Below are 25,074 nucleotides of genomic sequence, written 5' to 3' on the forward strand. Positions count from 1 at the left end.
GACGGAGAGGCTACTGATCGGATGAGCAGTCGACCGTGAGGTTCGCCCAGTGCCTTGATGGCATCAGCGTTGGCCCCCCCCAGCTACATCGGTCAGTCGGGGAGCACGCCCGCGATCGCCGCGCCTTGTCATCGGCATGAGCGGACCTGACGATAGTGTTCATCGGGAGACACTCTCACTAGTCGATCTGGTGCGGCGCAGACGACCGAGGGCGGTCGATCATGCTCGACTGCGGTCCCGGCGCCCAAGCCAAGCTGAATTGCGGAAAATGGCGGCAACGCTCCGGAGGAAAGTGATGCGGCGGTTCGAGGGCAAGGTCGCGCTCGTCACGGCCGCGGCTCAGGGCATCGGGCACGCCGTCGTCCGGCGGATCGCTGCCGAGGGCGGCGCGGTGGTCGTCACGGATCTGCAGCAGGACGCGGTGGCAGCGCTGGCCGACGAACTCGGCACTGAGCACGCGCTCGGAGTCAAGGTCGATGTCACCTCACGCGCCGACATCGACGCCGCAATCGCCGCGGCGGTCGGGCGGTTCGGCCGGCTCGACCTGGTGGTGAACAACGCGGGCGGCTGCATCGTCACCTCGATGCCCGAGGACACCTCGGCCGATGACTGGCACCGCCAGCTCGACTTCACCCTGCTCAGCGCCGCCCGCTGCATCCAGGCGGCCATCCCGCACCTGGTGAAGACCCGTGGCAACGTCGTCACGATCAGCTCGGTCAACGCTATCTCCGCCTTCGGCAACGTGGAGTACTCCGCGGCGAAGGCCGGCCAGATCGCGATGTCCCAAAACTACGCCGCCCGGTACGGTCCGCTCGGTGTGCGCTTCAACGTTGTCGCCCCCGGCACCGTCCGGACACCAAATTGGGAGTCCCAGCCGGGCGCGCTGGAGAAGCTCGAGCTGATGTACCCGCTCGGCCGCGTCGGCGAGCCGGAAGACATCGCCGCGGCGGTCGCCTTCCTCGGCTCCGACGACGCCGCGTGGATCACCGGCCACACCCTGCCCGTCGAGGGTGGCGTGCTGACCGGCCCCAACCCGACCGACCTGAGGCCCGCCTGACACCCTCCATCTCCGGGCAGCTGCCGCGCATGTCCTCGGAGCGACTGCTCGCGGCGTATGAGACTCTCACCCTTCTGCGTGAAGTGCTGCGCCGCGTCAGCGAAGCAGCCGATCGGCGCTGGCACCAGCGCCGGCCCACGTAGTCACATCGGTCGATCGGGGGGCACGCTCACGATCACCGCGCCCTGTCCGCGACAGATCAGTATGCTCAAGGCCGCAGGGATCGTTACCGTTGCGAGCCGCTTTCGTCGCTCGGCGCATGAACGCGATCAGCTTGCCGCCGCTTCAAGGAGTTGCTGTGTCGTACGGCTACATCGGATCGATGAAGGCCAAGCCGGGCCACCGGGATGACGTCGTGGACATTCTGCTGAGCGGCGCTGATGGCCTGCGCGAGGTCGGATGCGACCTGTACGTCGTGAGCGTCTCGGACACCGACGCCGTCACGATCTGGGTGAGTGAGGTGTGGCAGAGCAAGGAGAAGCACGACGCCTCGTTGCAGCTCCCCGAGACCAGGGCGGCGATCGGCAAAGCCATGCCGATGCTGACGGGTGAGTTCACCAGCGAAGAAGTAACAGTGGTGGGCGGCCTGGGCGTGTAAGCCCGTAGTCCCCGTCTCGCAGGTTGCCGCATCTCGTGACCCTCGCTTCCGGGCTGAGGGGCGCACTCACTCGACTCGAACGGGCGCCACTCGGCTGACGACCGGGACACTCATGGCTGACGTCTTCGGGTCACCGCGCCTGGTTAGCGCACAAGGGGATGACAAGCGACGCGTGATGGGGTGCCGGGTACGCGTCAGTGTGACGGCGATGCCTCCTCCAGTGGTCGTCCATGGGCTCGGATCGTGTCAGAGACGGCGACGCCGAGCAGGACCGCGACTGCTGCTGCAGCGACCCCGAGCGGCGGTAGGCCGACCATGATCGGTGCCATGGCCGCGAGGACGAGGATCCCGATCAGCCGCGGCCAGGACACTCGGGCGAAGGCCACGTACTCGAATACTGAGCGCCCGACGAGGTAGAGCGCAGGCCCTCCGAGGATGGCTCCGACCCAGGCGGGTTTGGCGTCTCCGGTTGGATCTATGAGGACGAGTTCGGAGCCGGCTGAGCTGGCGAGGATGCCGGACACCATGAGCAGGTGTGCGAACTCGGCCAACCGACCGAGCCGGCCGGGGTCGGCGGATGCCGCGATGGCCTCTCCCAGGATTTGGCCGGCCCGATAGAAGTAAATCCGCCACAGCAACACGGTGGTGAGGAACGACAAGGTAAGGGCCATCATTCGTTCAGCCACGATCGGACCGCGGAGAAGACTCGATCCGGAGGTCAGGATCGTCTCGCCGAGCGCGACAATGACAAGCTGCCAGTAACGCTCGGCCAAGTGCTCGCCCGCGACGGCCCACGGGGACACCCGCGAGCGACCCAGCCCCGGTACCGGCCAGCCGAGTCTCGCCCCCAGGTAGTCGATTGCCAGGGCCACCGTCCACAGCGAGTTGCGCGTCACCTCCGGAGCGAAGGCTCCGGCGAGCCACGGTACGGCCGACGCGCCGAACCAGATGAGCGCCAACATATTGACGCGGCGCAGATTATGACCGCGCACGATGCCGACGAAGAAGAGGGTGCGGCCCACCTGGATCGCGACATAGGTGCTCGCGAAAAGCAGGCCGGTCTCGGCGAGAGCCCCCGAAATCGCGACCGCCAGGAGCAGGCTCCCGTACATCGTCGCAACGACAACGAACTGGATCGGCGGTTGGAACGGATCGAATCTGCTGGTCACCCATGCCGTTTGGGTCCAGATCCACCAAAGGGCCAAGAGCAGCAGCAGAGTCTCGCCGTTCTCCGCAAGGGAGGTGGTCAACCGCTCGGCGACGTGACCCCTGGTGTAGTCCAGCACCAACTCGTGCACAATTCGGGTGAGCGCGAAGACGTAGACGAGATCGAAGAACAGTTCCAGGAAGGTCGGCCGCTGCGGACTCTCACGCCTGCGCAGCAGATTGGCCACTCTATTGCTCGTCACCCAGCCCGCCCGCTTCGTCGGCTAGTCGCTCAGGCAGTCGTACCACGTTGCCGCGGTGCCCACGGATGAGACGCACCCGCGATGACTCAATAGCCTGACGGGCCGACGAGGGCTGCCACCGCCCCAGCAGTGTCCTCTCCCGAAAAGCCGACGGCTGGCTGACCGACGTGCTACGCGGAGACCCCCGGAGAGATCCGGGGGTCTCCGTCCTTATTACCCTTCAGTGGCTGCGATGTTCATGCAACGACGCTGCAAGAACTGCCGCACTAATGAGTTACAGGCTTCCAGCCGGAACAGGTGTCATCGCCCCAATCGTCCTCGCAGACCTGGATCTTTGCGACATAACCAGGGAGGTTTCCGCTCCTGCACCCGCCAGCCGACCCATCACTGTCCCAGTATTTGGCGTCAAATCCCCCAATATAGTTTTCGTAGCTGTCGCGGAATTGTGCATAGACGCCGTTGCCGTCCTTCTCCACGTCGCACACCTCGTACCAGTTGCTCCAGGCCGGGTTGGTTGCGGCGTAGTCGCTACCCTCAAAGGCGTAGGTGTTGGCGGCCATAGCTGGATTTGCGGCGGACAATGCGAGCCCAAGCGCGGCGAGCGCCGTAAAACCTACTCGCGCCCGTGTCCTGCGTGTGGTCATTCCGTGAACCTCCTTGGTGATGTCAATAGCGGCGGGATCAGATCGAAGCGGGCACGCACGTCGATGAACAATGCCTACACTTCCCGCGTTGCGAGCATTCTGTCGGTTATAGCCGTCGGAACGCCAAGCGTTTGCCGGAGAAGGAAAAGCTCCTGGTCACGCGCCTTCGAGGTTCGCCCCCGGGGTTACGCGTAGTGCCCGATAGCGCAGGCCATTAGCAGAGCGACCGGGAACACCGTCGCGTTCCGCCCCTCTTCTCAACCGCCTACATCACCACCACGACTCCGGCGGATCTTCGCCGAGTTCCTCGCCGGCATCGGCCTCACGCCATCGCGGAAGGAATCACGGGCCGGCAGGTGTGGACCAAGCAACGCACCGACGAGGTGCTCCTCGACGTCGACGACGTTCCCCCGTATCGGGCTGCGTCCGGAGGCTCACCGGCACACCGACCGTCACGCCCGTTGTGCCCGGATCGCGGCAAAGCGTGCACCTACTCGTGCCCCGCACTGGAGCTACCGGGTCCAGTGCGGGGCACCACCCACTGGGTCTTGTTGCCACATACTTGCAATAAGGTGGTGGCACTCAAGAAAGCCAAGCAAGGGTGGACGACCGTGTTGGTGGAAGAGATCGGGAGCAGGCCCCATGGCGACCTGGCCAGCCTAGTGAGCGCATGGGTGCGTGGTTGGGTCATCTCCCGAGCCACGCCTCCACCCACTGAGGTTCCCGGTGGATGGCGTGTCGATGTGGGACTCCACGCCCACCGCCTGCGGTACGTGCTACACAGCCCCGACGAGCAGACCCTGACTTGGCTCGGCCAGCACCAGAACGCACCTGGAACCTGGATCAAGATCGCAGGAGATCCGACCCACCTGCGTGCCGCTCTCCCGCCCCAGTGGAAGCCTGCGGACACCGGCTACCTCATGACGACGACGTACCGCGGGGATTCCGACACCACTCCCCCAGCGCCGTACACCGCCCGGCTTCAGACCTCCGGCGATGTTGTCACCGCTATCGTTCTCGACCCCGATGGGCAGGTCGCCGCGTCCGGCAGGCTCACGACCGCCGACGCGTTCGGGATCATCGACCAGGTCGAAACCGCACCAGCACACCGGCGTCGCGGACTGGGCAGCGTCGTCATGCGCTCGCTCGCGTCGCACGCCCTCCGACTCGGTGCGGACACCGGTGTCCTGGTCGCCACTGACGACGGCCACCGCCTCTATCAAGCTCTCGGATGGACAGTACGCACACCCGTCGCGGCCGCGTACATGCCAGAGCCCAGAAGTGCCTGATCCACGCACGCTCAGCTGACCAAGGCGGTCCTGGAGACCGCGCTCAATGTGGAGATGACCGAGCACCTCGGCTACGAGAAGCACGATCCGGCCGGTGTCGGATCGGGCGACATCCGGTCCGCCAGGGCGTGGCCGAACCGATGCCGGTTGGGCAGGTCCGTCGGACAGGCGGCGGCCGCAGGCGCGCTGAAGAGCGTGACCCAGGACTGGCGCCGGCACTGCTCGTGCTGGTTGAGCCGGACGAGCGGGGCGACCCGTGCTCCCGCTGCGCTGGACGACAAAACCGCTACTAAACAAGATCACCGGAAACACCCTTGGCGAGACAGCCCGCTTCCTGAATAGGCGTTCAGGCAGGCCATGCGGTGTCAAATTGGTCGATATGGAACCAGTTTAGTTGCCACATCGTAACTGGATAAGCCTTCGGACCGGTACGAATGTCTGTTGTGGAGTGCTGGTAGCTTGATCGGCTGTGTCCATCTGTTCAGCCGCCGCCGCCGTCGTCTGGCGATCGTTTTGCAGTACAAGACTCGGGAGGAACGATGACATCAATACTCATCGTTGAACCGGTATCTTCCGGCAACGAGCTCGTTGTCCGAGCCGCAGCCATGGGTTGGAACATCGTGGTGGCCAGCTTCGACGCCGAAGACCGAACTCTGACGGCGGCGACCAAGGAACTGGCATCCACTCTCGTCCAGGTCGATACGAATGACGCACACGCCATCGTTGAAGCGGTGAGTCTCTCACCAGTGGGGGCTGGGCTCGATGGCGTCGTTGCCGGCTCGGAGTTTCACGTCGAGATCGCGGCCCAAGTTGCGGAGAAACTCGGTCTGCCAGGCCTGACCACCACCGATGTCGCGCTCGTTCGGAACAAGGCCAAAATGCGTGAGGCGCTGCAACGCGCCGGCGTCCGGTCGCCCCGGCACCGGGAGGTGGCCTCCCGCGCCGAGGCGGAGCTCGCGTGCGCGGCGCTGACGTTCCCGGTGGTGGTCAAACCGGTTGAGTCGTCAAGCAGCATCCACGTCGTGAAGGCGCGCGACACGGCCGAGGCTGTGCGGGCGTACGCCGCCATCGAGGCCGATGGCATGATCGACCTCGGCAGGCCGCTCGGCGACGAGGTCGTCATCGAGGAATACGTCTCCGGCGACGAGTACAGCGCCGACGGGTACGTGTGGCGCGGCGAGGTGCGCATCGCCGCAGTGACCAGGAAGCTCCTCGGCCCCGAGCCGACCTTTGTCGAGCTCGGTCACATCACACCCGCTCCTCTGGGACCGGACGATCTGGGCGCGATCGAGCGGTACGTCGGCCAGGTGGTCCGGGCGGTCGGGTTGGAAAACAGCGTGTTCCACTGCGAGATGCGCCTGTCCGCGACCGGACCGGTACTCATGGAGATCGCCGCACGACTGCCGGGAGACCAGATCGTGCACCTGGTAGCCGACGTCACAGGTGTGTCGATGGCGGACGCCGCCTTGTTGATGGCGGTCGGCGCAGACCCGGGGACCTGCCTGGACGAACACGCGGCATTCGGGAGGGCTGCGGGCATCCGCTTCGTGGACCCCGGCAGCGTCACCGCCTACACGTCCATCGAGGGATGGGACGACGTGTCCCGCTACGTCGATGTCGTGGAGCGGAAGGTGCTGGTCCCCGCCGGCGAGCAGATTCCCTCGACCTATGAGGCCCTTCGACGCGTGGCTTATGTCCGCTATCGCGCTTCCGATCCAGACACCGCTCTGGCGGTCAACGAGCGACTGGGCCGGGAACTACGACCAGTTGCAGCGTATTTGTCGTGAGTATCGCGAAGTATTACGCGATGCGGTTCGCCAGCTGGCTGTGCGACTACCTGGTCCTGTTCGCGGTACCGGTGCTCGCCTACAGCGTGACCGCCGATGTGCGCTGGTCGGGCGCAGCGGTCTTCTTCCAGTGGGGACCGAGGCTCCTGGGACTGTCGGCAGCGATCCTGCGGCTCGACAACATACGACAGCGAACCTTGATGGTCGTCGCGGATCTGACCAGGACCGCGACGGCGCTGGTGGCTGGGCTGACGATGGCGGTGTATCCCGGTGCGGTGCTGCCGGTGCTGATGATATTCGCGATGGTCGTGGGCCTGTGCTTCGAGTTGACCTTCGTCGGGGGCGAGAAGATCGGACTGTACTTGGTCCGCCCCGAGGGGCAGGAGCGATTCCAGTCGCAGCTGACCGCCTTCGAGCAGGCGGCGATGGTCCTGGGGCCGGCGGCGGCGGGCGTGGTGCTGTCGTTCCCACCGCCGGTGCTGATGTTCGTGGCGGCGGGTCTGTTCGGAGTCTCTCTGCTGATGTCGATGTCGGTCCCCTCGGGCGACACGGCGCCCACTGCGGCAGCGAAGCGCACCCTGCGCGCGACCGTACGCACTGCGCTCGAGGACCCCGTCCTGCGCCAGATCGTCCTGGTCACCATGGGCCTGAATTACGTGCTCGCGCTGATCAACGGGGCTGCGCCCCAGATCGCTTTCGGAACGTTCGGGACAAGCAGCAGTGAGCTGGGCCTGATGTACGCGGCGAGCAGCGTGCCGGCCATCGTCGGCCTGTTGGCCTTCCACCGGCTGACCTCGCGTGTGTCGCTGTCGACGGTCGGGATCGCTGTCGCGGTGGGGATGTGCCTGGCCGCGTTGGGTGTCGCGCTGGCGGCCCGGCTCTGGGTTTTCGCTGGATGCCTCGGTGCGTTCCTGCTGCTCGACTCGTTCTTCAGCGTGTACATCCGGGTCATCAGAGCGCGTCGGGTGCCACTGGAGAACTACGCGGCGACGGTGGGGCTCTTTGGCATACTGCTGATCGTGCCGATGCCGCTCGCGGGGCTCACGCTAGCCGCCGTCGGGAATCTCATTGACCCAGCGGTGCTCATCTCGGCGTCCGCTGCGGCCGTGCTTATCAGCGCCGTCCTCACATTGCCGAGAGGGCGAGCCCTCCTGGTGGCCCCCGTCGCCCTGCCGGTAGGGACGGCCCGCACCAGTCACGATTCCTGAGCCAGCGACAAGGGCCCTTCGCCGTCGCTTTCGAGGTCATCACCATCGCCGGGTGGTCTGCTCGGCCGACCGGCCCACGCTGGGCCGGTCGGCGATCAGCGTCGCCAGCCGATCCCGGATTGCGCCTGCTCGAGACCGGTCAGCCTTTCCTGCACCGTCTCGGCGTCGGGGTGGTTCAGCTCGTCGAGGATGACCACGGCCTGCTGCCAGCATTCCCTGGCACCCGCGAAGTCGCCCAGCGTCATCAGAGTGTTGCCGAGGTGGTGCTGGCTGTCGGCCTCGGCGTAACGGTTCGCGGCCTCCCGGTTCAACCTGATCGCCTCGCGGTAGCACTCGATCGCCTCGGCCGGAAAGCGCAGCTGGTGGTTGATGTAGCCCAGGCTGTCCCAGGTCGCCGCCTGCCCAGACGCGTCGCCGACCTCCTGCAGCACCACCAGGGCCCGGCCGCAGTGGTCCTTGGCCGCCTCGTACTGCTCCAACATGGCCAGCGACCAGCCGACATTGTTGAGCGAGACCGCGTGCGCCAGTCGGTCGTTCGCGATCTCGGCCAGCATGAGGGCGGCCTGATCGTGGTCGAGCGCCTCGCGGTGGCGGCCCTGCCGCTCGAAGACGCGCGCCAGGGCCAGATGCGCCTGGGCCTGATCACTCGTCGAACCGACCTCGCAGGAGAGGTCGAGCGCACTCCGGCTGTGCCGGTAAGCGTCGTCGTACTGGCCCAGCCAGGCATGGGCCACCCCGGTGCCGCGGTGCGCCTGACCCATGGCGCGCCGGTCGCCGAGCCGCCGGGCGGCGTCCAGGGCGAGCCGCTGCGTGTTGATCTGGTCCCGCCAGTGGCCCTGGCGGTTGAAGTACTCCATCAGCGATCGAGCGAGGCTGCACAGGCTCGCGTCATGACCCTCGTCGCCGGCCCGGCGAACGATGTCGAGCAGCATCGCGTGCTCCGCGGTGAACCACTCCACCGCCTCCCGGGCCGTCGTGATGCGGGGAAATCCGGCGTCCGGGCTCTCCCCAGCGTCCTGGGACAGATGCGGCTCGAGCAGGATGGCGGCGCGGCGTGACAAGGTCACGTAGTGGGTGAGCAGCCGTCGAACAGCGGCGGACCGCTCCTCCGCGCTGTCCACCGCGCGGACCAGGTCCATCGCGTAGCCCCGGAGCAACTCGTGCAAGGACAGCCGGGTCAGCTTGTGCTCGCTGACCATCTGGGCGTCCTTCAGCTCATTGAGCAACGTCCGCGTCGCGGGCAGGTCCAGCGCCGCGAGGTGGGCCACGGCCAGTTCGTCGATGTCCGGACCGGGCGAGAGCCCCAGCAGGCGGAACAGCCTCGCCGCGGCCGGGCTCAGCGTCCGGTAGGTCCACACGAATACGACGTGGACGTCCCTCCCGGCCTCGGCCGGCGCCCCGGCCGATCCGACGGCCGCGTCGAGCTCGTCGGCGAGCGTAGGAAGGTCCAGGTCAGGGTGGGTCGCGGCGCGTGCGGCGACGAGGGCCAGGGCGAGCGGCAACCCCGCGCACCGGGCGATGAGCCGGTCGACGGCTGCGCTGTCCGCCGTGACCCGGGCGGCGCCCAGCCGGTTGGAGAGCACCCGCCGGGCCTCGTCGTACGGCAACGGGCCGACCGCGATGGGATGAGCGCCCTCGGACGCCACGAGGCTGGGCAGCGCACGGCGGCTGGTGACCAGGACCAGGCATTCGGGGGTGCCGGGCAACAGGGGCCTGACCTGGTCGACGTCACGCGCGTTGTCCAGAACCACGAGCATCCGGCGACCAGCGACGCAGCTGCGATACAACGCCGCCTGTGCCTCCAGGCTGACCGGGATGCTTTGCGGCGGCACCTGGAACGCGTCCAGGAACATGCGGGTGATCTCTTCCGGCCGCACCACCACGCCGCTCGGCTCGAAGCCCCGCAGGTTGGCGTAGAGCTGCCCCTCCGGAAACTGCTGCGCCACCCGGTGCGCCCAGTGCACCGCCAAGGAGGTCTTGCCTGATCCAGCGGCACTCCAGAGGACACACAGCGCGGGCTGCTTCTCCGCCTGGGAGGTTTCGAGGATGTCCGACAACTGGGCCATCTCCACCTCGCGGCCGGCGAAACCCCGGACGTCGATCGGCAGCTGCGCCGGGACGACCAGGGGCCGGCGCGGTGCGGGCCCGGCGACGGCATGGGTCGGGCGCCGGGGCGGGATCCGGACCTGCGGTGCGAGAACGGCGTCACGGCTGATCGCCGGGCCGGTCGGCCCCATCCGGTCGCCCTGCAGGATCGCCTGCTGCACCTGCCGCAGCTCGGGGCCCGGCTCGATGCCGAGCGCCTCGACCATCTGCCGTCGCACGGCCGCGTAGCGGTCCAGGGCCTCGCTCGTGCGCCCAGCAGCGTACTGGGCCTGAATCAGCGTCGCCGCCAGGCTTTCCACCAGCGGATAGTCGTAGGCCAGCACGTTCAGCTCCGCGATGACCGTCTGAGGGTCCCCGATCGCCAGCTCCGTCCGGGCCCAGGCGACCACGGCGTCCAGCCGCTCCAGCGTCCACGCGGCCCGAGTGCGTTCGGCCCAGGCGCTGGTCAGGCCGGCCAGTGGCTCGCCGCGCCACAGGGCGACGGCTTGTCGGAGCAGGCCCCGCGCTTCGGCCTCGGAGCACAGCCGTCTGTCGGCCCGCTTCACCAGCCTGCGGAAACGGTGCAGGTCGATGTCGTCGGGCGCCATGTCGAGGCGGTAGCCCCCGGAGCCCAGCACCAGCCGGGCCGGATCCCCGGAACTCGTGTCGATCGACTCCAGTGACCGCCGGATGCGGGTGATGTGACTGTGCAGGGTGCGCCGCGCCCGCTCGGGTGGCTCCTGGCCCCACACCCGCTCGACGAGCACGTCGGCCGGCACCGTCCGTCCGACGTCGACGGCCAGCGCGGCCAGAACCGTGCACTGCTGCGGTCTTCCCATCGACGACGGCCGACCCTTCGATCGACCCTCCACTGGCCCAAGAATCATCAAGCCCACAGTGCCCCCGTTGATCGCCTAAGCCCGACACCCCCGGGGCTCAGGTCGCACCTCACCGTGTCGACAACGCTGTCAACTCGCCGTCAAGAAATCAGCCTACATCACTGACCATGCTTGTCCAAGGCAGATGGAGGGGGGCCTCGTATGTGCCTATATCAGGGTGGTGCAACCAAGTTACGGGGTATTTCAATGGCTGGACAGGATGAGTTTGTCCAGAAATCTGGACCTCTGACATCAGCATTCGAGAATTGGATTGCCGGCACCGCTTTTTCCTGCCTCGGTGCGCGCGCGTCGGTACGCCAGAAGCAACTATATTGCGTCGAACTGAAGTCGATGCTCGACGCCGACAGCACTCGGGATCTGCACCGGGAAATTGTCAGCTTCGTCGACCAGGCCCGGCTGCACGAGACCAGGTTCAGCTCTTTCGCGGCGATCTTCGAAAATCCGCGTCGGCTGAGCGAGACGGAGTTCGAGCACACCCTCTGGGCGCAGCTCGCCATGCTTCGCCAGCTGGATCGGGAGAAATACGCGTGGGCACCGGGCGTCTCCAGTGATCCCCATTCCCTGGACTTCGCCTACAGCGTCGCCGGGCATCCGTTCTTCGTGGTGGGTCTGCACTCCCAGGCGTCGAGGATCTCCCGTCGGTTCACGCACCCGGTGCTCGTCTTCAACTCCCATGTCCAGTTCGAGCAGTTGAAGCAGGAGGGGCTCTACGCTTCGCTCCAGGACAAGATCCGGGCCCGCGAGCTGCGGCTTCAGGGATCCATCAACCCGAACCTCGCCGACTTCGGGGAGCAGCCGGAGGCCCTCCAGTACTCGGGGCTGCCGCAGCCGGCGGAATGGCGGTGCCCGATCTCGGGCGGGTCGGCGACGTTCGACGAGAGCGCTCGGTGAACACCTCCGTCAGTCGGGCTTCCCTCCTGACGCTGCGACGAGCCCGCCGGGCGGACGCGGAGGCCCTGCACGACCTGTCCGCTCCGTTCGTCGCGCTCGGTCGGCTGCGTCATCGCGACGTCGGTGAGTTCGCCCGGCGTCACGCCGACTTCCTGGTCGTCGAGGACGACAGCCGGATAGTGGCCTGCGCCGGCGTCCAGCGCTTCGGGGTCGACTGGGTCCTGGACAACCTGTGCGTCCACAGCAGCTTCCGGGGCCGCCGGACCGGGAGTCTTCTGCTCGACCGGACCCTCCAGGAGGCGGCCCGGTCATCGGCGCGTGCACTGTACGCGGCGTCCAGCCCGACCAACGCGTGGTTTCTCGGACACGGGTTCGTTGAGGTCGAGCCGGCTGCCGGGCCTCGGCGCTGGGTGAGCCAACTGGATCCCACGCGTAATTCCGTCGTCTACCGCCGCTGGATCTGACGGTCGTCGGCCTACGGGAAAGGGTACAGAACAGTGACAGACCTGCCTTCTGCGATAGTGACCGGCGCGTCGTCGGGTTTCGGCCGGGCCGTCGTCGAGCGACTGGTGAAGACCGGGCGGCCCGTCGTGGCGCTGGCCCGTCGCACCGAACGGCTCACCGAGCTCGCCGACCGCCTCGGCCACGACCTGGTGCATCCGCTGACCGTCGATGTTCGGGACGGGGACGCCGTCGCCCATGCTCTCGGCGACCTGCCCGCACCGTTCTCCGATGTGGGCGTCCTTGTCAACAACGCCGGTCTCTCGAAGGGCTTCGGCCCGATCCAGGACGCCGAGCTGCGCCACTGGCGCGAGATGGTCGACACGAATGTGCTGGGGCTCCTGCACTGCGTCCGCGCTGCCCTGCCCGTCATGCTGGCCGCCGGCCGCGGCCACGTGGTGAACATCGGCTCCATCGCCGCGGTGTACCCCTACCTCGGTGGAAACGTCTACGGCGGCACCAAGGCGTTCGTCCACCAGCTCAGTCTCAACATGCGCACCGATCTGGAGGGCAGCGGCATCCGGGTCAGCTGCATCGCCCCCGGCATGGCCCGTACGGAATTCGCTCTGACCCGGTTCGACGGTGATCAGGAGCGGGCAGACGCCCTGTACGACGGTAGCGACCCGCTCACCCCGCAGGACATCGCCGAGGCGGTGGAGTGGTGCATCTCCCAGCCTCAGCGAGTCAACGTGAGCCTCATCGAGCTCATGCCCACGGACCAGCCCTTCGGCCTCAGCTTCCGCCCGAGTCAAACCAAGGAGCAGCGATGACGCACACCGTCTGGAGTGTCAACGACTGGGATCCACTGGAGGAGGTCGTTCTGGGCTCCGCGGCCGGCCTCACCCCGCCTCCGGTGGACGTCTCGCTGAAGCACTTCTTCGAGCCCCCGGCGAACGCCGGGGACGAGCGGATCGACGCCGGCACGCTGCAACGCGTGGTGGACGAGACCGAGGAGGACTTCGCCCTGCTGACGGAGACGTTGACGAGTGCCGGCGTACTGGTGCGCCGTCCGGACGCGACCACCGTGGGCCGGCGTTACGCCACTCCGGAGTGGGAATCCGTCGCCATGCACGCGCTGATGCCGCGGGACTGCCTGCTGGTGATCGGCGACCGCATCATCGAGGCACCGATGCCGATGCGTGCCCGCTACTTCGAGACCGCCCCGTTCCGGCGCCTGCTCCGGGAGTACTTCGACGCGGGCGCCACCTGGTTCTCCGCGCCGAAGCCCCTGCTGCCCGACGAGACCTACGTGTACGAACCTGGCGCCTCGGTCGTGGCGGAGCATGAGCCGTTGTTCGACGCGGCCAACATGCTCCGGTGCGGGGCCGACATCTTCTTCAACGTGAGCAACACCGGCAACCGACGGGGGGCGGCCTGGCTGCGCCGGCAGTTGGGCTCGGACTTCCGGGTGCACGAGATCTCCATCTGCAGTGATCACGTCGGAACGACGTTGCACATCCTGCGGCCCGGGCTGCTGCTGGCCAACTCGGAACGCCTCACCCCGGATCAGATTCCCGGCCTGCTGCAATCCTGGAAGACCATCTGGGTGGACACACCAGAGGACGACGGCTACGCCTTCGACTGGCCGCGCGCCTCCGTCTGGGTCGGCATGAACATTCTGGCCCTCGGCCCCGACACGGTCGTGGTGCCGGCCAACCAGACCCGGGTGATCAAGCAGCTGGAGAACGCCGGCATCACCGCGGTCCCCACCAGCTTCCGACACGGCCGCACGTTCGGCGGCGGACTGCACTGCTGTTCGCTGGACGTCCGCCGGCGCGGCGCACTCGAGACGTACCTGTGACTCCGTCGCGCCGGCGACGCTTTTCCTGAGAAAGGCCAGCAAGTTGACGCTCACCATCATTGCCTCGTTCGCTCTCACCGCGTTCCTGCTGAACCTGAGCCCCGGGCCGTCGATCCTGTACGTGATGTCGCGCAGCGTCGTCAACGGGCGGATCGCCGGAGTGTTCGCGGCCTTCGGGCTGGCCAGCGGAAGTGCGATGTGGGCGCTGCTGACGGCGATCGGCGCGTCCGCCCTGATCGCCTCGTCCGAGCTGGCCTTCACGGTGCTGCGGTTCGCCGGTGCGGCGTACCTGCTCTATCTCGGCATCTCAGGGCTCCGCGACCAGCCGTTCACGGCACAAACCGAGAGACCGGCCAGGGTGTCCGGCTTGCGAAGCTACCTTCAGGGCTTCGTGGTGGAGGGCACGAATCCGAAGACGGTCACCTTCTTCCTCGCCCTGGTCCCGCAGATCATCGTCAGTCTCGACGATCCGGGCCTGCTGGTCCTGATCGGGTTCTGCCTGATCGTCCCGCTGACCGCCCTGCCCATCGACGTCACAGTCGGGGTGACCGGAGGCACCCTGGCCTCCAAGATCGCCACACGTCCCCGGGTGGGGCGTGCGCTCAACTACCTGTCGAGCGCCGTCCTCATCGCCCTGGCCAGCCTGGTGCTGTTCGACCGATGACCCGGCCCGGCCAACCGTCCGGGCCTCGCGCGAAGGAGTCTCTCGTGTCCGCTGTCGAGGCGACAGTCGAAGCGCTCTACCGGTATCCGTTCAAGTCCATGCGGGGCGAGACGGTCGATGACGTACAGCTGGACAGCCGCGGAATGGTCGGCGACCGCGAGTGGGCCGCCACCTTCGCGGATGGGCGGGTGGGCAGCTGCAAGACCTGGAAGCACGTCCGCCGCCTCAACGGCCTGCTCGCCTACGCGGCACGCACACGCCACGGTCGCGTCGAGGTTGACACGCCGACCGGCGCCGTGCTGACTGCCGGCGACCCCGACCTGGACGCGGCGCTCACGGCGCTGGCCGGTGAGCCGGTGCGGGCCGCCCGGGAGTCGGCCACACCTCACTTCGACATCGGCGCGGTTCACCTGATCTCACGTTCGTCCCTCACCGCGCTCGCGGCCGAGGTGCCGGGAGGAACCGTGGTCCCGGTGGCCCGCTTCCGGCCCAATATCGTCATCGCCGGGACGTGGGGGCCGGGATTCGACGACGACTGGATCGGCCGCGAGGTGTCCATCGGGGAGACCACCAGACTCGAGATCACCGAGCAGACCGAGCGGTGCGTGACGGTCACGCTGGCGCAGCCGGGCGTGCCCCGCGACAAGGAGGTCCTCCGGGTGCTGGCCGAAAGGAGAAGCACCAACTTCGGGGTGTACGCGAAAGTCATCCGTGCGGGCTCGGTGCGGTTCGGCGACCGCGTCCGCGTGAGCTGAAGCGGTCTTCGCCCGACACCCCGGCCTCCCGAACTGACCCAGCCCCCGTAACTCTGACGCCGGTGACAGCCCACTGACGCCGACATCAACCTGCGCGCGACCTCAGAGGCGTGGACGTGCCCGGCTACCTGCCACCTGATCGAGGGGATTGCCGATAACTGTGAACGCTGTGTGGAGCAGTAACGACTGGGACCCGCTGGAGGAGGTCGTGCTGGGCACGGCTGTCGGCTTCACCCCGCCGCCCGTGGACCCCTCCCTCCGCCACTTCTACGAACGACCGGACGAGGCGGAGCACGAGAAGATCCCCAACGCACTGCTGGACCGAGTCGTCGACGAAGCGGAAGAGGACTTTCACGATCTCACCGCGGTACTCGAGTCGCACGGTGTCGCCGTTCGACGCCCCGAACACCCGGTGCCGGGACAGCAGTATTCGTCACCGAACTGGGCGTCCGTCGCGATGCATGCGCTCATGCCGCGAGACTGCCTGTCGGTCATCGGTGACATGCTGATCGAGGTCCCGATGCCGATGCGGTCCCGGTACTTCGAGGTCTTCCCGTATCGCGACCTGCTGCGCGAGTACTTCGATTCCGGAGCCCGATGGCTGTCGGCGCCGAAGCCGAAGCTGCCTGACTCCACCTACATCTACGAGCCGAATGCCTCCGTCGTTGCCGACGATGAACCCTTGTTCGATGCCGCAAACCTCCTGCGCTGCGGGTACGACATCTTCTTCAACGTCAGCAGCACCGGTAACCGGCGAGGTGCGACTTGGCTCCAGCGAACGTTGGGCCCGGATTTCACGGTGCACGAGATGTCCATCTGCGCCGATCACGTGGACACGACGCTGCACATCCTTCGGCCGGGCCTGCTGTTGGCCAATGCCTCTCAAATGAAGCCCGAAATGATCCCGACCCCGCTGCAGAGTTGGAAGACACTGTGGGTCACCGATATCGAGGATGACGGTTTCGCTTTCGACTGGCCACGAGCTTCTCGCTGGGTCGGAATGAACCTCCTCGCGCTCGGCCCGGATCGTGTGCTCGTCCCGTCTAACCAGGTCTCCCTCATGCGTCAGCTGGAGCAGGCCGGGGTGGAGCCGATACCCGTGCGGTTCCGGCACGGCCGTTCCCTCGGGGGCGGACTGCATTGCTGTTCTCTTGACATCCGGCGACGGGGAGAGTTGACCAGGTACTTCTGATCAGTTCGGCGGCGGTCCTCGACACTAGGGGCATCGCGGGCTCCCGCGCGCCCATTTTCAATTAGACATTCTGAGGTAAGCAAAGTTCCGTACGGGTGGCCTTGACGCCCACGAGGTCCACTGGATACTGTTCAAATAGTCCACTGTAGATGCTTAGTCATCGTCGGGCGAGGAACGAGTCGGCGACGAATCAGGGTGACAACGACGACCCCTGAGTCATCGCGCCGCCACCCCGATTCGGTCAATCGGCACTTCTCCCCAGACAAGGCTGCTGAACAGAAGGAAGACGTGCATGTCAACACTCGCCGACGGCTTCGACATCATTGATCTGCCTCCGATCTCACAGGAGGTGCTGGACAGTTATGACAATGTCCCGCTCGATGTCTATATGGGAAACCAGACGCGCTACAAGCGCTTCTCGCAGTACAAGCTCGACCACACCTCCGACGCCTGGACGTTCGAGCTGCTCGCGCACCGCCCCTACGGCCAGTCCCGCCAGTACAACACGGTCGCGGGCGGCATCATGCGCGAGTACGAGCCATTGCAGGCCGACTTCCTCCCCTACCTGCACGCGGTCGCCGCCAGCCTGCCGCTGGACCGTTCCGAGAGCTGGCAGGTGAACGTTCATCAGAACCGCAGCCGCGCCACGGAGGCGAAACCCGGGCTGGTCACCCCGGAGGGCGTCCACAAGGACGGGCACGAGTACGTCGCGATCCTGGTCTTCAACAGGCACAACGTGACCGGGGGTGAGATGCGGCTGTGGAAGGCGCTCGAATCCTCCGAGCCGTTCTGGCGTGGCACCGTCCAGCCTGGTCATGCTGCGCTGCTCGATGACCGCGCCGTCGCACACGACGTCACCGATCTGCACCCCGGCATCCCCGGCCAGGAGGGGCACCGCGACATCGTCATCGCCGCGTTCTCCCGCTGGTCAGAGCGTTGGTACGGTGAGGAGCACGACCAGGCGGTGCTCAACAGCGAACCCTTGGCGCCATGACGGCGACGGGTGGACGTGGCACTGTGGTCGACCGTGAGGTTGCGGGCGGATGCCCGTTGGACTGCCCGGACGCCTGCAGCTGGCTGGTGGGCGTCCGCGACGGTGTCGCCGTCACGTTGCGCGGTCGCCCCGAGCACCCCTTCACCCACGGCACTCTGTGCGTGAAGGTCAACCAGTACCTCGACCACGCGGCGTCGCCCGATCGTCTCCGTCATGCACTGCGTCGCACCGGCCCGAAGGGCACCGGCAGGTTCACGAAGATCAGCCTGGACGCGGCGTTCGACGAGATCGCCGAACGGTTCGACCGTGTTCGTCACGAGTACGGCGGCGAGTCGATCTGGCCGTACCAGGGAACGGGCAACCTGGGGTACCTCCAAGGGCTCCAGGGCCAGGCCGGCGCGCGGTTGTGGAACGTGCTCGGCGCCTCCGAACACGACATGACGATCTGTTCGGTGGCTGGGCTGGTCGGCGCGGACCTCGCCACCGGCACCCACCGGGGCATCGATCCGGAATCGCTGGCCCACTCGCGGTTGATCCTGCTGTGGGGCGTCAACACCCTCACCACGAGCCATCACCAGTGGCGGTTCATCAACAAGGCACGCGAGCAGGGCGCGCACGTCGTTGCGATCGACCCAGTGGCCACACGGACCGCCCGGCAGGCCGACGAGCACCTGGCACCGCGGCCCGGCACCGACGCCGCCCTCGCGCTGGGTCTGCTCAACGTGGTGGTCGCCGCCGGCGGGGCGGACCGTGACTACCTGGCCGACCACACACTGGGGTGGCCCGAGTTCCACGCCCGCATCGAGCAGTTCCCTCCGGAACGGACCGCGGAGTTGACAGGCGTTCCCCGCGCGCAGATCGAGCAGTTGGGGGAACGGATCGCCACCACGAGACCCACCGGCATCCGCGCCGGCAGCGGGATGCAGCGCCACGCGGGCGGCGGCGCGGCCGTCCGCGTGCTCGCCTGCCTACCCGGCGTCACCGGTGACTGGGGCAGGCTTGGTGGTGGCCTCACCTACTCGACGGACGGGTACTTCGGCGGGAACCGGGAGGCACTCCTCCGCAGCGACCTGCGCGCGGCGCCGGTGCGGCGGCTCTCCATGACCCGGCTCGGCCAGAACCTCCTCGACCTGACCCCGCCGGTCAAGGCGCTGTTCGTGTACGGGGCCAACCCGGTGGTCAGCAACCCCGATCAGCACCGCGTTCGCCAGGCGCTGGCCCGCGAGGACCTGTTCACGGTAGTCGTCGACCACTTCCAGACCGACACCGCCGACTACGCCGACATCGTGCTGCCCGCGACCATGCAGACCGAGCACCTGGATGTCCTCGACGGCTACGGCCACATGTACGTCGCGTGGAACGAGCCGGCGACGGTCCCCCCGGGCGACTGCCTGTCCACGACGGAGATGTTCCGCCGAATAGCCAGGCACATGGGGCTGTCCGAGCCGAGACTCTACGACTCGGACCAGGAGCTGGCGGCCCAGTTGCTGGCCTCGGACCATCCATCGCTGGACGGTATCGATGTCGATTCCCTGCGCCGGGACGGGTGGGTGAGACTGAGTTACCCGGTCGATTTCGTGCCGTTCGCCGACGGCTTCCCGACACCGTCCGGCAAGCTGGAATTCCGGTCCGAGCGAGCCGTGGCGGCCGGGTTCGAGGCAGTGGCGGGATACACCCCGCCACGCGAGTCGACCGACCCGGAACTGGCCGCACGGTACCCGCTATCACTGATCGCCGGCGCCTCGCACTTCTTCCTCAACTCGGTCTTCGCCAACAAGCCGGAACTGCGGCGCCGTGCTGGTCCGCCACGGGTCGAGCTACACCCGGAGGACATGGCGGCTCGTGGGCTCACCGACGGCACACCGGTCGTGGTCTTCAACGACCGCGGTTCATTCATCTCCACCGCGCACGCCTCCGAACACGTCCGCAGCGGAGTCGTAGCGACCACAAAGGGCCACTGGATGAAGCTCACAGGCGGCTCGACCGTCAACGCGACGGTCAACGAGCGGGACGCCGACATGGGCGGCGGTGCCGTGTTTCACGACAACCGCGTCGAGGTCGAGGAATGGCAGCCCTCCGCTGCACGAGACTGATATCAGACGACACATTATTTCCATGGGGAGTACGACCGTGCAACGAACAGCTTCTGTCGTCGACGACATCTCGGATTGGCTGACGATATCAGCGGATCAGCTTGACCGCGCGGTGCGCGGTGCGCTGCGGGAACAGGTTATCGAACGGGTGGTACAGCTGAACGACCGCGCTACCGTCGGTGACCCCGAGGCATTTCTGCAGCAGCAACAACTCCTCGCCCGAATCTATGATCTCGGGTTGCGGATCGCTCCTGGCGAACCAAGCGCTGAGGGATCGGTCGTGATTCACGAGATCGCCCGCCTGCTGGAGTCCGCCACCGGCGCCGCAGAGGACGCCCACATCGAACCCGGCCTGCTGGACGGCATGCCGACCGAACCGGCCGCTTACGTCTCCTGGTTGAAGGCGCTGGCCAAGCAGCACCGGGTGTACAAGCATCCCTACTACACCGACTTCATCAGCAACCACGCCGACTCCGAGGACCTGCGTCTGTACATGATCCAGGAGTCGGTCATCGACGCGAGGTTCGACGACCTGCTCGCCCTCATGCAGGTCGGTACCGACGGTCCCGCGAAGATGGAGATCGCGGCGAACTACTGGGACGAAATGGGCAACGGCCGGCCGGACGAGGTGCACACCACGCTCTTCAGACGGATCTTCGACGTCTTCGACGTGCGGGAGGAGGAGGTCGCCGACCGGCTCACGGGCACGGCGCTGCTGTCCGGGAACCTCGCCGTGATGCTGTCGCGCTACCGGCACCGGTACGCCGAGGCGGTCGGCTACCTCGGGATGACCGAGTGGCTGGTGCCGGACCGGTTCGTGTGCGTCGTGCGCGCATGGGAGCGCCTGGGGCTGCCGGAGGTCGGGATCACCTACCACAGGCTGCACATCACGGTCGACTCCCAGCACGCAGCCGGGTGGTTCCACAACGTGGTGAAGCCGGCGGCGACCTCCGAGGCCATGCGCATCGGCATCGCACGCGGGACCATGTGGCGGCTCAACTCGTCCGCACGCTACCTTGACGAGCGGCTCGCCGAGACCGCCCCGAGGTGGGCTGACGGCAGCCGCAGGTGACTTCGCCGCGAGGGGCAGGCCTTCCGCGCTTCGCGAAGTACCAGGCGATGGGCAACGACTACCTGGTCGTGGATCCGGAGGACGGGCTGCCCGCCGCAGCGGCGACAGCCGTCGCGATGTGCGACCGGCACTTCGGGGTCGGCGCGGACGGAATCGTCTTCCGGGGACCGCCCGTGGGCGCGGGCCAGCCCCTGCCGGCCCGGTTGTTCAACACGGACGGGAGCCCGTGCGAGCGGAGCGCGAACGGGCTGCGCATTCTCGCCCTGCACCTGTCCCAGGGCGGCGGTACGGAGTTCGTGGTGGACACGGGGTTCGGCCTCACCAGTGTCCGGGTACTGGACCGGTCCGCAGGACTGGTGTCGATCGACTTGGGTCGTCCGGACTTCGACGCGGACGCCGTCGGCCTGGTCGGGGGTTCCGGCTCGGTCGTCGACCACCCGTTGCCCGTCGCCGGGCGGACCCTCCGGGTGACCGGCGTCCACAACGGAAACCCGCACGCGGTCGTCGTCCTACCGGCCGACGACGAGTCGGCCGCGCGGGAGCTGGGGCCGGTGATCGGCGGGCACTCTGCGTTCCGCACCCGGGTCAACGTGGAGTTCGCGGTGGTGCGCGATCGGAGTTCGCTCGAGGTCGTGGTGTGGGAACGCGGTGCCGGGCCGGTGCTCGCGTCGGGGAGCGGGGCCTGCGCGGCGGCGGCCGCGGTGCGGCGTCTCGGTTTGGTGGGCGACGAGGTCGACGTCCGGATGCGCGGTGGTGCCGTCACCGTGTCGTTCGACGCCGGCGGCGCGGTCCGGCTGACCGGACCGGTCGAGGAGGTCGCCACCGGACGGGTCTCCGCCGGCCTCGCCGCTCGGGTGGGTCGACCGACCCGCCCGGTGCCGACACCAAGCTCCTCCTGACGAATCGGGAGCCGCCACGGCGGCGGCGTGGTGGGCGCGCAGAAGTCGCCGACCAGGTTTGCCCTACGGGAAGCGAAAGAGGTGCTGCAGGACCCAGGACGCGCCGGAAGGGGCCACCAGCTTTATCGATGAACGGTCGTGTTCAACCCGGGGAGATGCGCGATTGCGCGCCATCTTTCACCCCGAAGAATCCTGGAGGACCAGCTTGATGAACAACGCTGTCGACATACAGCCCCGCGACACCTTCACCGTGGTGACGAAGGACGGCGTCGCACAGGTTTCGTTCGAGGGCTCGCACCACTCGAACGCGATGAGCAACGGCCGGATGCGCGCACTCACCGGGATCCTCCGCGAGCTCGAGGCCGACGACGCGGTCGCCGCCGTGGTGCTGCACGGCGGCGAGGGCAACTCCTTCGCCGTGGGCGGCGATTTTCACGAGGTCAGCCGCTTCTCGGGCGGTGACGAGGTGGACGAGTGGATCGACAACATCACTGAGCTCTACGTCGCCAGCCTCGAAGTCACCAAACCCACCGTGGCGGCCGTCGAGGGTTACGCCATCGGGATCGGCCTGCAACTCCTGCTGACGTGCGACTACCGCGTCGGTGCGGACTCCTCGATCCTGCGCATGCCCGAGTTCAAGGTCGGTATCGCATGCAATTTCGGTGCGTTCATGCTGGAACGCTCGGCCGGGCGTTCGGTGATGCAGCACATGCTTCTGTCTTGTGACGAATGGCCCGCCGAATCCTCCCTGCGGGACGGCCTGTTGCATGAGGCGGTGCCTGCGGCCGAGGTGCTGCCGACCGCGCTGGCCCGCGCGGCGGCCTTCGCCGACTACAACCCGGCGGCGGTGCGCAACACGAAGCCGCAGATGAACCACGACTACATCCAGGGGTTGCACGTCCTGCGGGACAACGCGAAGAGATCACACCGCGCAGGATTCGCCTCGGGGCGGCCGCAGCGGGAGATGCGCCGGATCGTGGGCGAGGCATGAGCGGCGGCTGGGTGGTCGTCGCCAACCGGCGCGTGACCGCACTTGAGCCGATGGGTGCATGCGTCGAGGTCGGTGAACTGTTCGTCTACCACCGTGGCCTCGCGGCGGGGCTGCCCGCGACCGCACCGTTCGATGTCGACGTCCGTACGCTGACGGCGGCGCCAGCGCTCGGCGAGCTGCCCACGAAACCGGCGCAGCGGACCGTGCTCCAGGTGGCCGAGGACGCCGTGACCGCGTTCACCTCAGTGTTCAACGAGGACGCCATCTATGTCGCCGAGGACCCCGCGACCGGCGGCTTCGCCTTCTTCACCGACCTGCTGCTCGCCGCGGCTATCCTGCCCGCGTGGGGTTCCGCCGCCCGCGTGCGCTCGGCTCCCGCGGGCACCGATCCGGAAGCCACGCTCGTCGACGGGATCCGACGGTTGGACCACTCGGTCCGGCAGCGCCGTGCCCGGACCGCTTCCGGCTGGCTGACCAGCACCGCCCCCCGAGCCGAGGACTTCCTCGAGCAGTTCCGCACGCCGTTTCGGGACGACCCGCTGGCCGCCGGGCAGGCCCAACTGGCCGAGCTGGACGCGGTGATCGCCGGCATCTCCGCCGCCCGCCCCGAGGCCACGTACGCGTCGCTGCTCTCTGGCGGGATCGACTCGGGCACCGTGACCTACCTGGCCGCGGCGCGGAACCTCGACGTGCGGCCGTACAGCGTCGGAACCCCCTGGGGAGACGAGTTCTCCGACGCCGCGGAGCTGTGCGAGGTCGCCGGCCTCAAACTGCATCCGCTGCTGCTCGACGAGGACAGCATCATCCGTGCCGTCCCGGCCGCCGTCCGCTGGCTCGGCGTAACCACGCCGGAGGTGGTCGAGGTCGCGCTCACGGCCACGGCGTTCTACCAGTCCGGCGTCGTCGAACCGGGTCGCGTGCTGCTCACCGGATACGGCAGCGACCTCATCAATGCCGGGCTCTTCACCCCGTTCGAGCACCCGGACGAGCTGATCGGCCAGGGCATCGAGGCGGTCGCGCGAACCCGCACCAGCGGTGAGCTGGCCAACCGGATGGCGCTGGCGTACGGCGTCGAGACGTTCCACCCCTTCTGGACGCTCCCGGTGATGCGCACCGCGCTGGAGACCACCCCCGCCTGCAAGGTCCGCGACGGCCGGGAGAAGTTCCACCTGCGGACCGCGATGGCCGCCCACGTCACTCCCGCCATCGCGTGGCGCCGCAAGATCGCCGTACACCACGGCGGGAACCTGCAGGACGGGGTGCGGCGGCGACTCACCGCGGACTCCGGGCAGAGCGACCCCTCCCGCGTCTACCAAGCATGTTTCGCCGACCTTCTGGCACAGGCCGGTCACGGACACCTCGACGACTGGAACGCCGACGAGGTCTACGCACGCGCGCTCGCCGCGATCCGATGAACGAGGAGATGATGATGACCGAGAACACACTGACCAACTCGGGTTTCGGCACCGTGTTGACGTCGCCGCCCGGGGAGGCCGTCGAAGAGCTGGCCCGGCGGACCCAGGAGGCGGCGCTGACCAGCGGGGCCGCGCTGACCCGCGGCCTGGACTTCACCGAGGAGGCCTTCCAGCGACTCGTCCACCTCCTCGGCCAGACCGTGGATCACAAGTTCGGCGAGGGCCAGGCCGATCTGTTGCTGCTCAACGCCTCCAGGGACGAGGGGAAGGTCGTCACCGGCCGCGGCCCCCTCCCGCTGCACACCGACGGACTGCTGGTCGGCGAGCAGGTCGACCTCATCGTCCTGTTCGCCAAGGACTTCGCCGACGAGCCCGGTTCCGGCGAGACCACGGTGTGCGACCAGCTCGCCGCGTGGCGCGAGATCCCGGCGCACCTCGGCAAGGTTCTCGCCGACGGCCGGCTCGAATACCTCGTCGAGGAACGCGGCTACTTCCCGCAGGTGCCCGCCGACTGGTACGAGATCCCGACCACCCGCGACTACGGCCGCGTGCGCTCGCTGAACCTGGCACTCGGATTCCCGCCCGATGTGCCGCAGGGCTGGCAGGTGCGCGTCGCCGGCATGGACGCCCACGACTCCGCCGCGTTCTTCGCGGAGCTGTCAGCGCACCTGCACTCGCCGCGCTACCTGTATCAGCATCGTTGGCAGACCGGTGACCTGCTGGTGATCGACAACCAGCGGACGCTGCACGGCCGCACCGCGATCGGGTCCGACGGGGTGCGGCTGCTGTATCGCGGCCAGGTCACTCTGCCGACGGCCGCCTGAGGAGAA

The 25,074-nt window shown here is 67.6% G+C and carries 22 protein-coding genes and 1 pseudogene; 20 read left to right on the plus strand and 3 right to left on the minus strand.

Features of this window, described 5'->3' with window-relative positions:
* Positions 1 to 136: 136 nt before the first annotated feature.
* A complete protein-coding gene (locus ACQP0U_RS20850; RefSeq protein WP_433309563.1) occupies positions 137 to 1,057 on the plus strand; it encodes an SDR family NAD(P)-dependent oxidoreductase in 921 nt (306 codons plus the stop codon).
* A 298-nt stretch (positions 1,058 to 1,355) separates the two neighbouring features.
* Complete coding sequence (locus tag ACQP0U_RS20855; protein WP_433309566.1) at positions 1,356 to 1,655, plus strand: putative quinol monooxygenase; 300 nt, start codon at positions 1,356 to 1,358, stop codon at positions 1,653 to 1,655.
* A 194-nt stretch (positions 1,656 to 1,849) separates the two neighbouring features.
* Here ACQP0U_RS20855 and ACQP0U_RS20860 read toward each other — a convergent pair whose 3' ends face one another.
* Positions 1,850 to 3,049, minus strand: a complete 1,200-nt coding sequence (locus ACQP0U_RS20860; protein ID WP_433309567.1) for a low temperature requirement protein A — start codon at positions 3,047 to 3,049, stop codon at positions 1,850 to 1,852.
* A gap of 281 nt (positions 3,050 to 3,330) precedes the next feature.
* A complete protein-coding gene (locus tag ACQP0U_RS20865) occupies positions 3,331 to 3,708 on the minus strand; it encodes a hypothetical protein (protein WP_433309570.1) in 378 nt (125 codons plus the stop codon).
* Positions 3,709 to 4,283: 575 nt separating this feature from the next.
* On the opposite strand from ACQP0U_RS20865, the gene ACQP0U_RS20870 reads away from it, so the two are divergent.
* From ACQP0U_RS20870 to ACQP0U_RS20885, 4 genes and pseudogenes are all read left to right on the plus strand, one after another.
* Positions 4,284 to 4,997, plus strand: a complete 714-nt coding sequence (locus ACQP0U_RS20870; protein ID WP_433309573.1) for a GNAT family N-acetyltransferase — start codon at positions 4,284 to 4,286, stop codon at positions 4,995 to 4,997.
* 137 nt (positions 4,998 to 5,134) lie between these two features.
* A pseudogene (locus ACQP0U_RS20875) lies at positions 5,135 to 5,286 on the plus strand (ISAzo13 family transposase); the annotation flags it as partial.
* A 250-nt stretch (positions 5,287 to 5,536) separates the two neighbouring features.
* Positions 5,537 to 6,784, plus strand: coding sequence for an ATP-grasp domain-containing protein (locus ACQP0U_RS20880; protein ID WP_433309576.1), 1,248 nt, complete (start codon positions 5,537 to 5,539; stop codon positions 6,782 to 6,784).
* Positions 6,781 to 7,992 carry a hypothetical protein gene (locus ACQP0U_RS20885; protein WP_433309579.1) on the plus strand — a complete coding sequence of 404 codons (1,212 nt, stop codon included), beginning with the start codon at positions 6,781 to 6,783 and terminating at the stop codon, positions 7,990 to 7,992. The genes ACQP0U_RS20880 and ACQP0U_RS20885 overlap by 4 nt, the downstream gene beginning before the upstream one ends.
* Positions 7,993 to 8,087: 95 nt before the next feature.
* On the opposite strand, the gene ACQP0U_RS20890 is transcribed toward ACQP0U_RS20885, so the two are convergent.
* Positions 8,088 to 10,916 carry a BTAD domain-containing putative transcriptional regulator gene (locus tag ACQP0U_RS20890; protein ID WP_433309582.1) on the minus strand — a complete coding sequence of 943 codons (2,829 nt, stop codon included), beginning with the start codon at positions 10,914 to 10,916 and terminating at the stop codon, positions 8,088 to 8,090.
* A 246-nt stretch (positions 10,917 to 11,162) separates the two neighbouring features.
* On the opposite strand from ACQP0U_RS20890, the gene gntA reads away from it, so the two are divergent.
* The 14 genes from gntA (at position 11,163) to ACQP0U_RS20960 (ending at position 25,068) form a co-directional block, all read left to right on the plus strand.
* Positions 11,163 to 11,867, plus strand: coding sequence for a guanitoxin biosynthesis heme-dependent pre-guanitoxin N-hydroxylase GntA (gene gntA / locus ACQP0U_RS20895; protein ID WP_433309585.1), 705 nt, complete (start codon positions 11,163 to 11,165; stop codon positions 11,865 to 11,867).
* Positions 11,864 to 12,331 carry a GNAT family N-acetyltransferase gene (locus ACQP0U_RS20900; RefSeq protein ID WP_433309587.1) on the plus strand — a complete coding sequence of 156 codons (468 nt, stop codon included), beginning with the start codon at positions 11,864 to 11,866 and terminating at the stop codon, positions 12,329 to 12,331. The genes gntA and ACQP0U_RS20900 overlap by 4 nt, the downstream gene beginning before the upstream one ends.
* Before the next feature lie 33 nt (positions 12,332 to 12,364).
* A complete protein-coding gene (locus ACQP0U_RS20905) occupies positions 12,365 to 13,138 on the plus strand; it encodes an SDR family NAD(P)-dependent oxidoreductase (RefSeq protein ID WP_433309590.1) in 774 nt (257 codons plus the stop codon).
* The gene (locus ACQP0U_RS20910) at positions 13,135 to 14,169 is read left to right on the plus strand and encodes an amidinotransferase (protein ID WP_433309593.1); all 1,035 of its coding nucleotides are present in this window, start codon (positions 13,135 to 13,137) and stop codon (positions 14,167 to 14,169) included. The genes ACQP0U_RS20905 and ACQP0U_RS20910 overlap by 4 nt, the downstream gene beginning before the upstream one ends.
* A gap of 43 nt (positions 14,170 to 14,212) precedes the next feature.
* Positions 14,213 to 14,833, plus strand: coding sequence for a LysE family translocator (locus tag ACQP0U_RS20915; RefSeq protein ID WP_433309596.1), 621 nt, complete (start codon positions 14,213 to 14,215; stop codon positions 14,831 to 14,833).
* A 44-nt stretch (positions 14,834 to 14,877) separates the two neighbouring features.
* Positions 14,878 to 15,588, plus strand: a complete 711-nt coding sequence (locus tag ACQP0U_RS20920) for an MOSC domain-containing protein (RefSeq protein ID WP_433309598.1) — start codon at positions 14,878 to 14,880, stop codon at positions 15,586 to 15,588.
* A gap of 169 nt (positions 15,589 to 15,757) precedes the next feature.
* Positions 15,758 to 16,780, plus strand: a complete 1,023-nt coding sequence (locus ACQP0U_RS20925) for a hypothetical protein (protein WP_433309601.1) — start codon at positions 15,758 to 15,760, stop codon at positions 16,778 to 16,780.
* A 292-nt stretch (positions 16,781 to 17,072) separates the two neighbouring features.
* Entirely contained in the window at positions 17,073 to 17,774 is a 702-nt protein-coding gene (locus tag ACQP0U_RS20930) for a 2OG-Fe dioxygenase family protein (protein ID WP_433309604.1), read from the plus strand.
* Positions 17,771 to 19,867 (plus strand): molybdopterin-containing oxidoreductase family protein, encoded by a 2,097-nt coding sequence (locus ACQP0U_RS20935; RefSeq protein ID WP_433309607.1) that lies wholly within the window; start codon positions 17,771 to 17,773, stop codon positions 19,865 to 19,867. The genes ACQP0U_RS20930 and ACQP0U_RS20935 overlap by 4 nt, the downstream gene beginning before the upstream one ends.
* Before the next feature lie 37 nt (positions 19,868 to 19,904).
* Positions 19,905 to 20,939, plus strand: coding sequence for an iron-containing redox enzyme family protein (locus tag ACQP0U_RS20940; RefSeq protein ID WP_433309610.1), 1,035 nt, complete (start codon positions 19,905 to 19,907; stop codon positions 20,937 to 20,939).
* Positions 20,936 to 21,838: a diaminopimelate epimerase gene (gene dapF, locus ACQP0U_RS20945; protein WP_433309613.1), complete on the plus strand. Its 903-nt coding sequence runs from the start codon at positions 20,936 to 20,938 to the stop codon at positions 21,836 to 21,838. Before ACQP0U_RS20940 ends, dapF begins: the two co-directional genes overlap by 4 nt.
* A gap of 208 nt (positions 21,839 to 22,046) precedes the next feature.
* Positions 22,047 to 22,829 (plus strand): enoyl-CoA hydratase/isomerase family protein, encoded by a 783-nt coding sequence (locus ACQP0U_RS20950; protein WP_433309616.1) that lies wholly within the window; start codon positions 22,047 to 22,049, stop codon positions 22,827 to 22,829.
* On the plus strand, positions 22,826 to 24,244 hold the full coding sequence (locus tag ACQP0U_RS20955; protein WP_433309619.1) for an asparagine synthase C-terminal domain-containing protein: 1,419 nt from the start codon (positions 22,826 to 22,828) through the stop codon (positions 24,242 to 24,244). Before ACQP0U_RS20950 ends, ACQP0U_RS20955 begins: the two co-directional genes overlap by 4 nt.
* A gap of 14 nt (positions 24,245 to 24,258) precedes the next feature.
* The gene (locus ACQP0U_RS20960; protein ID WP_433309621.1) at positions 24,259 to 25,068 is read left to right on the plus strand and encodes a TauD/TfdA dioxygenase family protein; all 810 of its coding nucleotides are present in this window, start codon (positions 24,259 to 24,261) and stop codon (positions 25,066 to 25,068) included.
* Positions 25,069 to 25,074: the final 6 nt, after the last annotated feature.

The sequence above is a fragment of the Micromonospora sp. CA-269861 genome (assembly GCF_050948505.1).
Taxonomy (GTDB): Bacteria; Actinomycetota; Actinomycetes; order Mycobacteriales; family Micromonosporaceae; genus Micromonospora.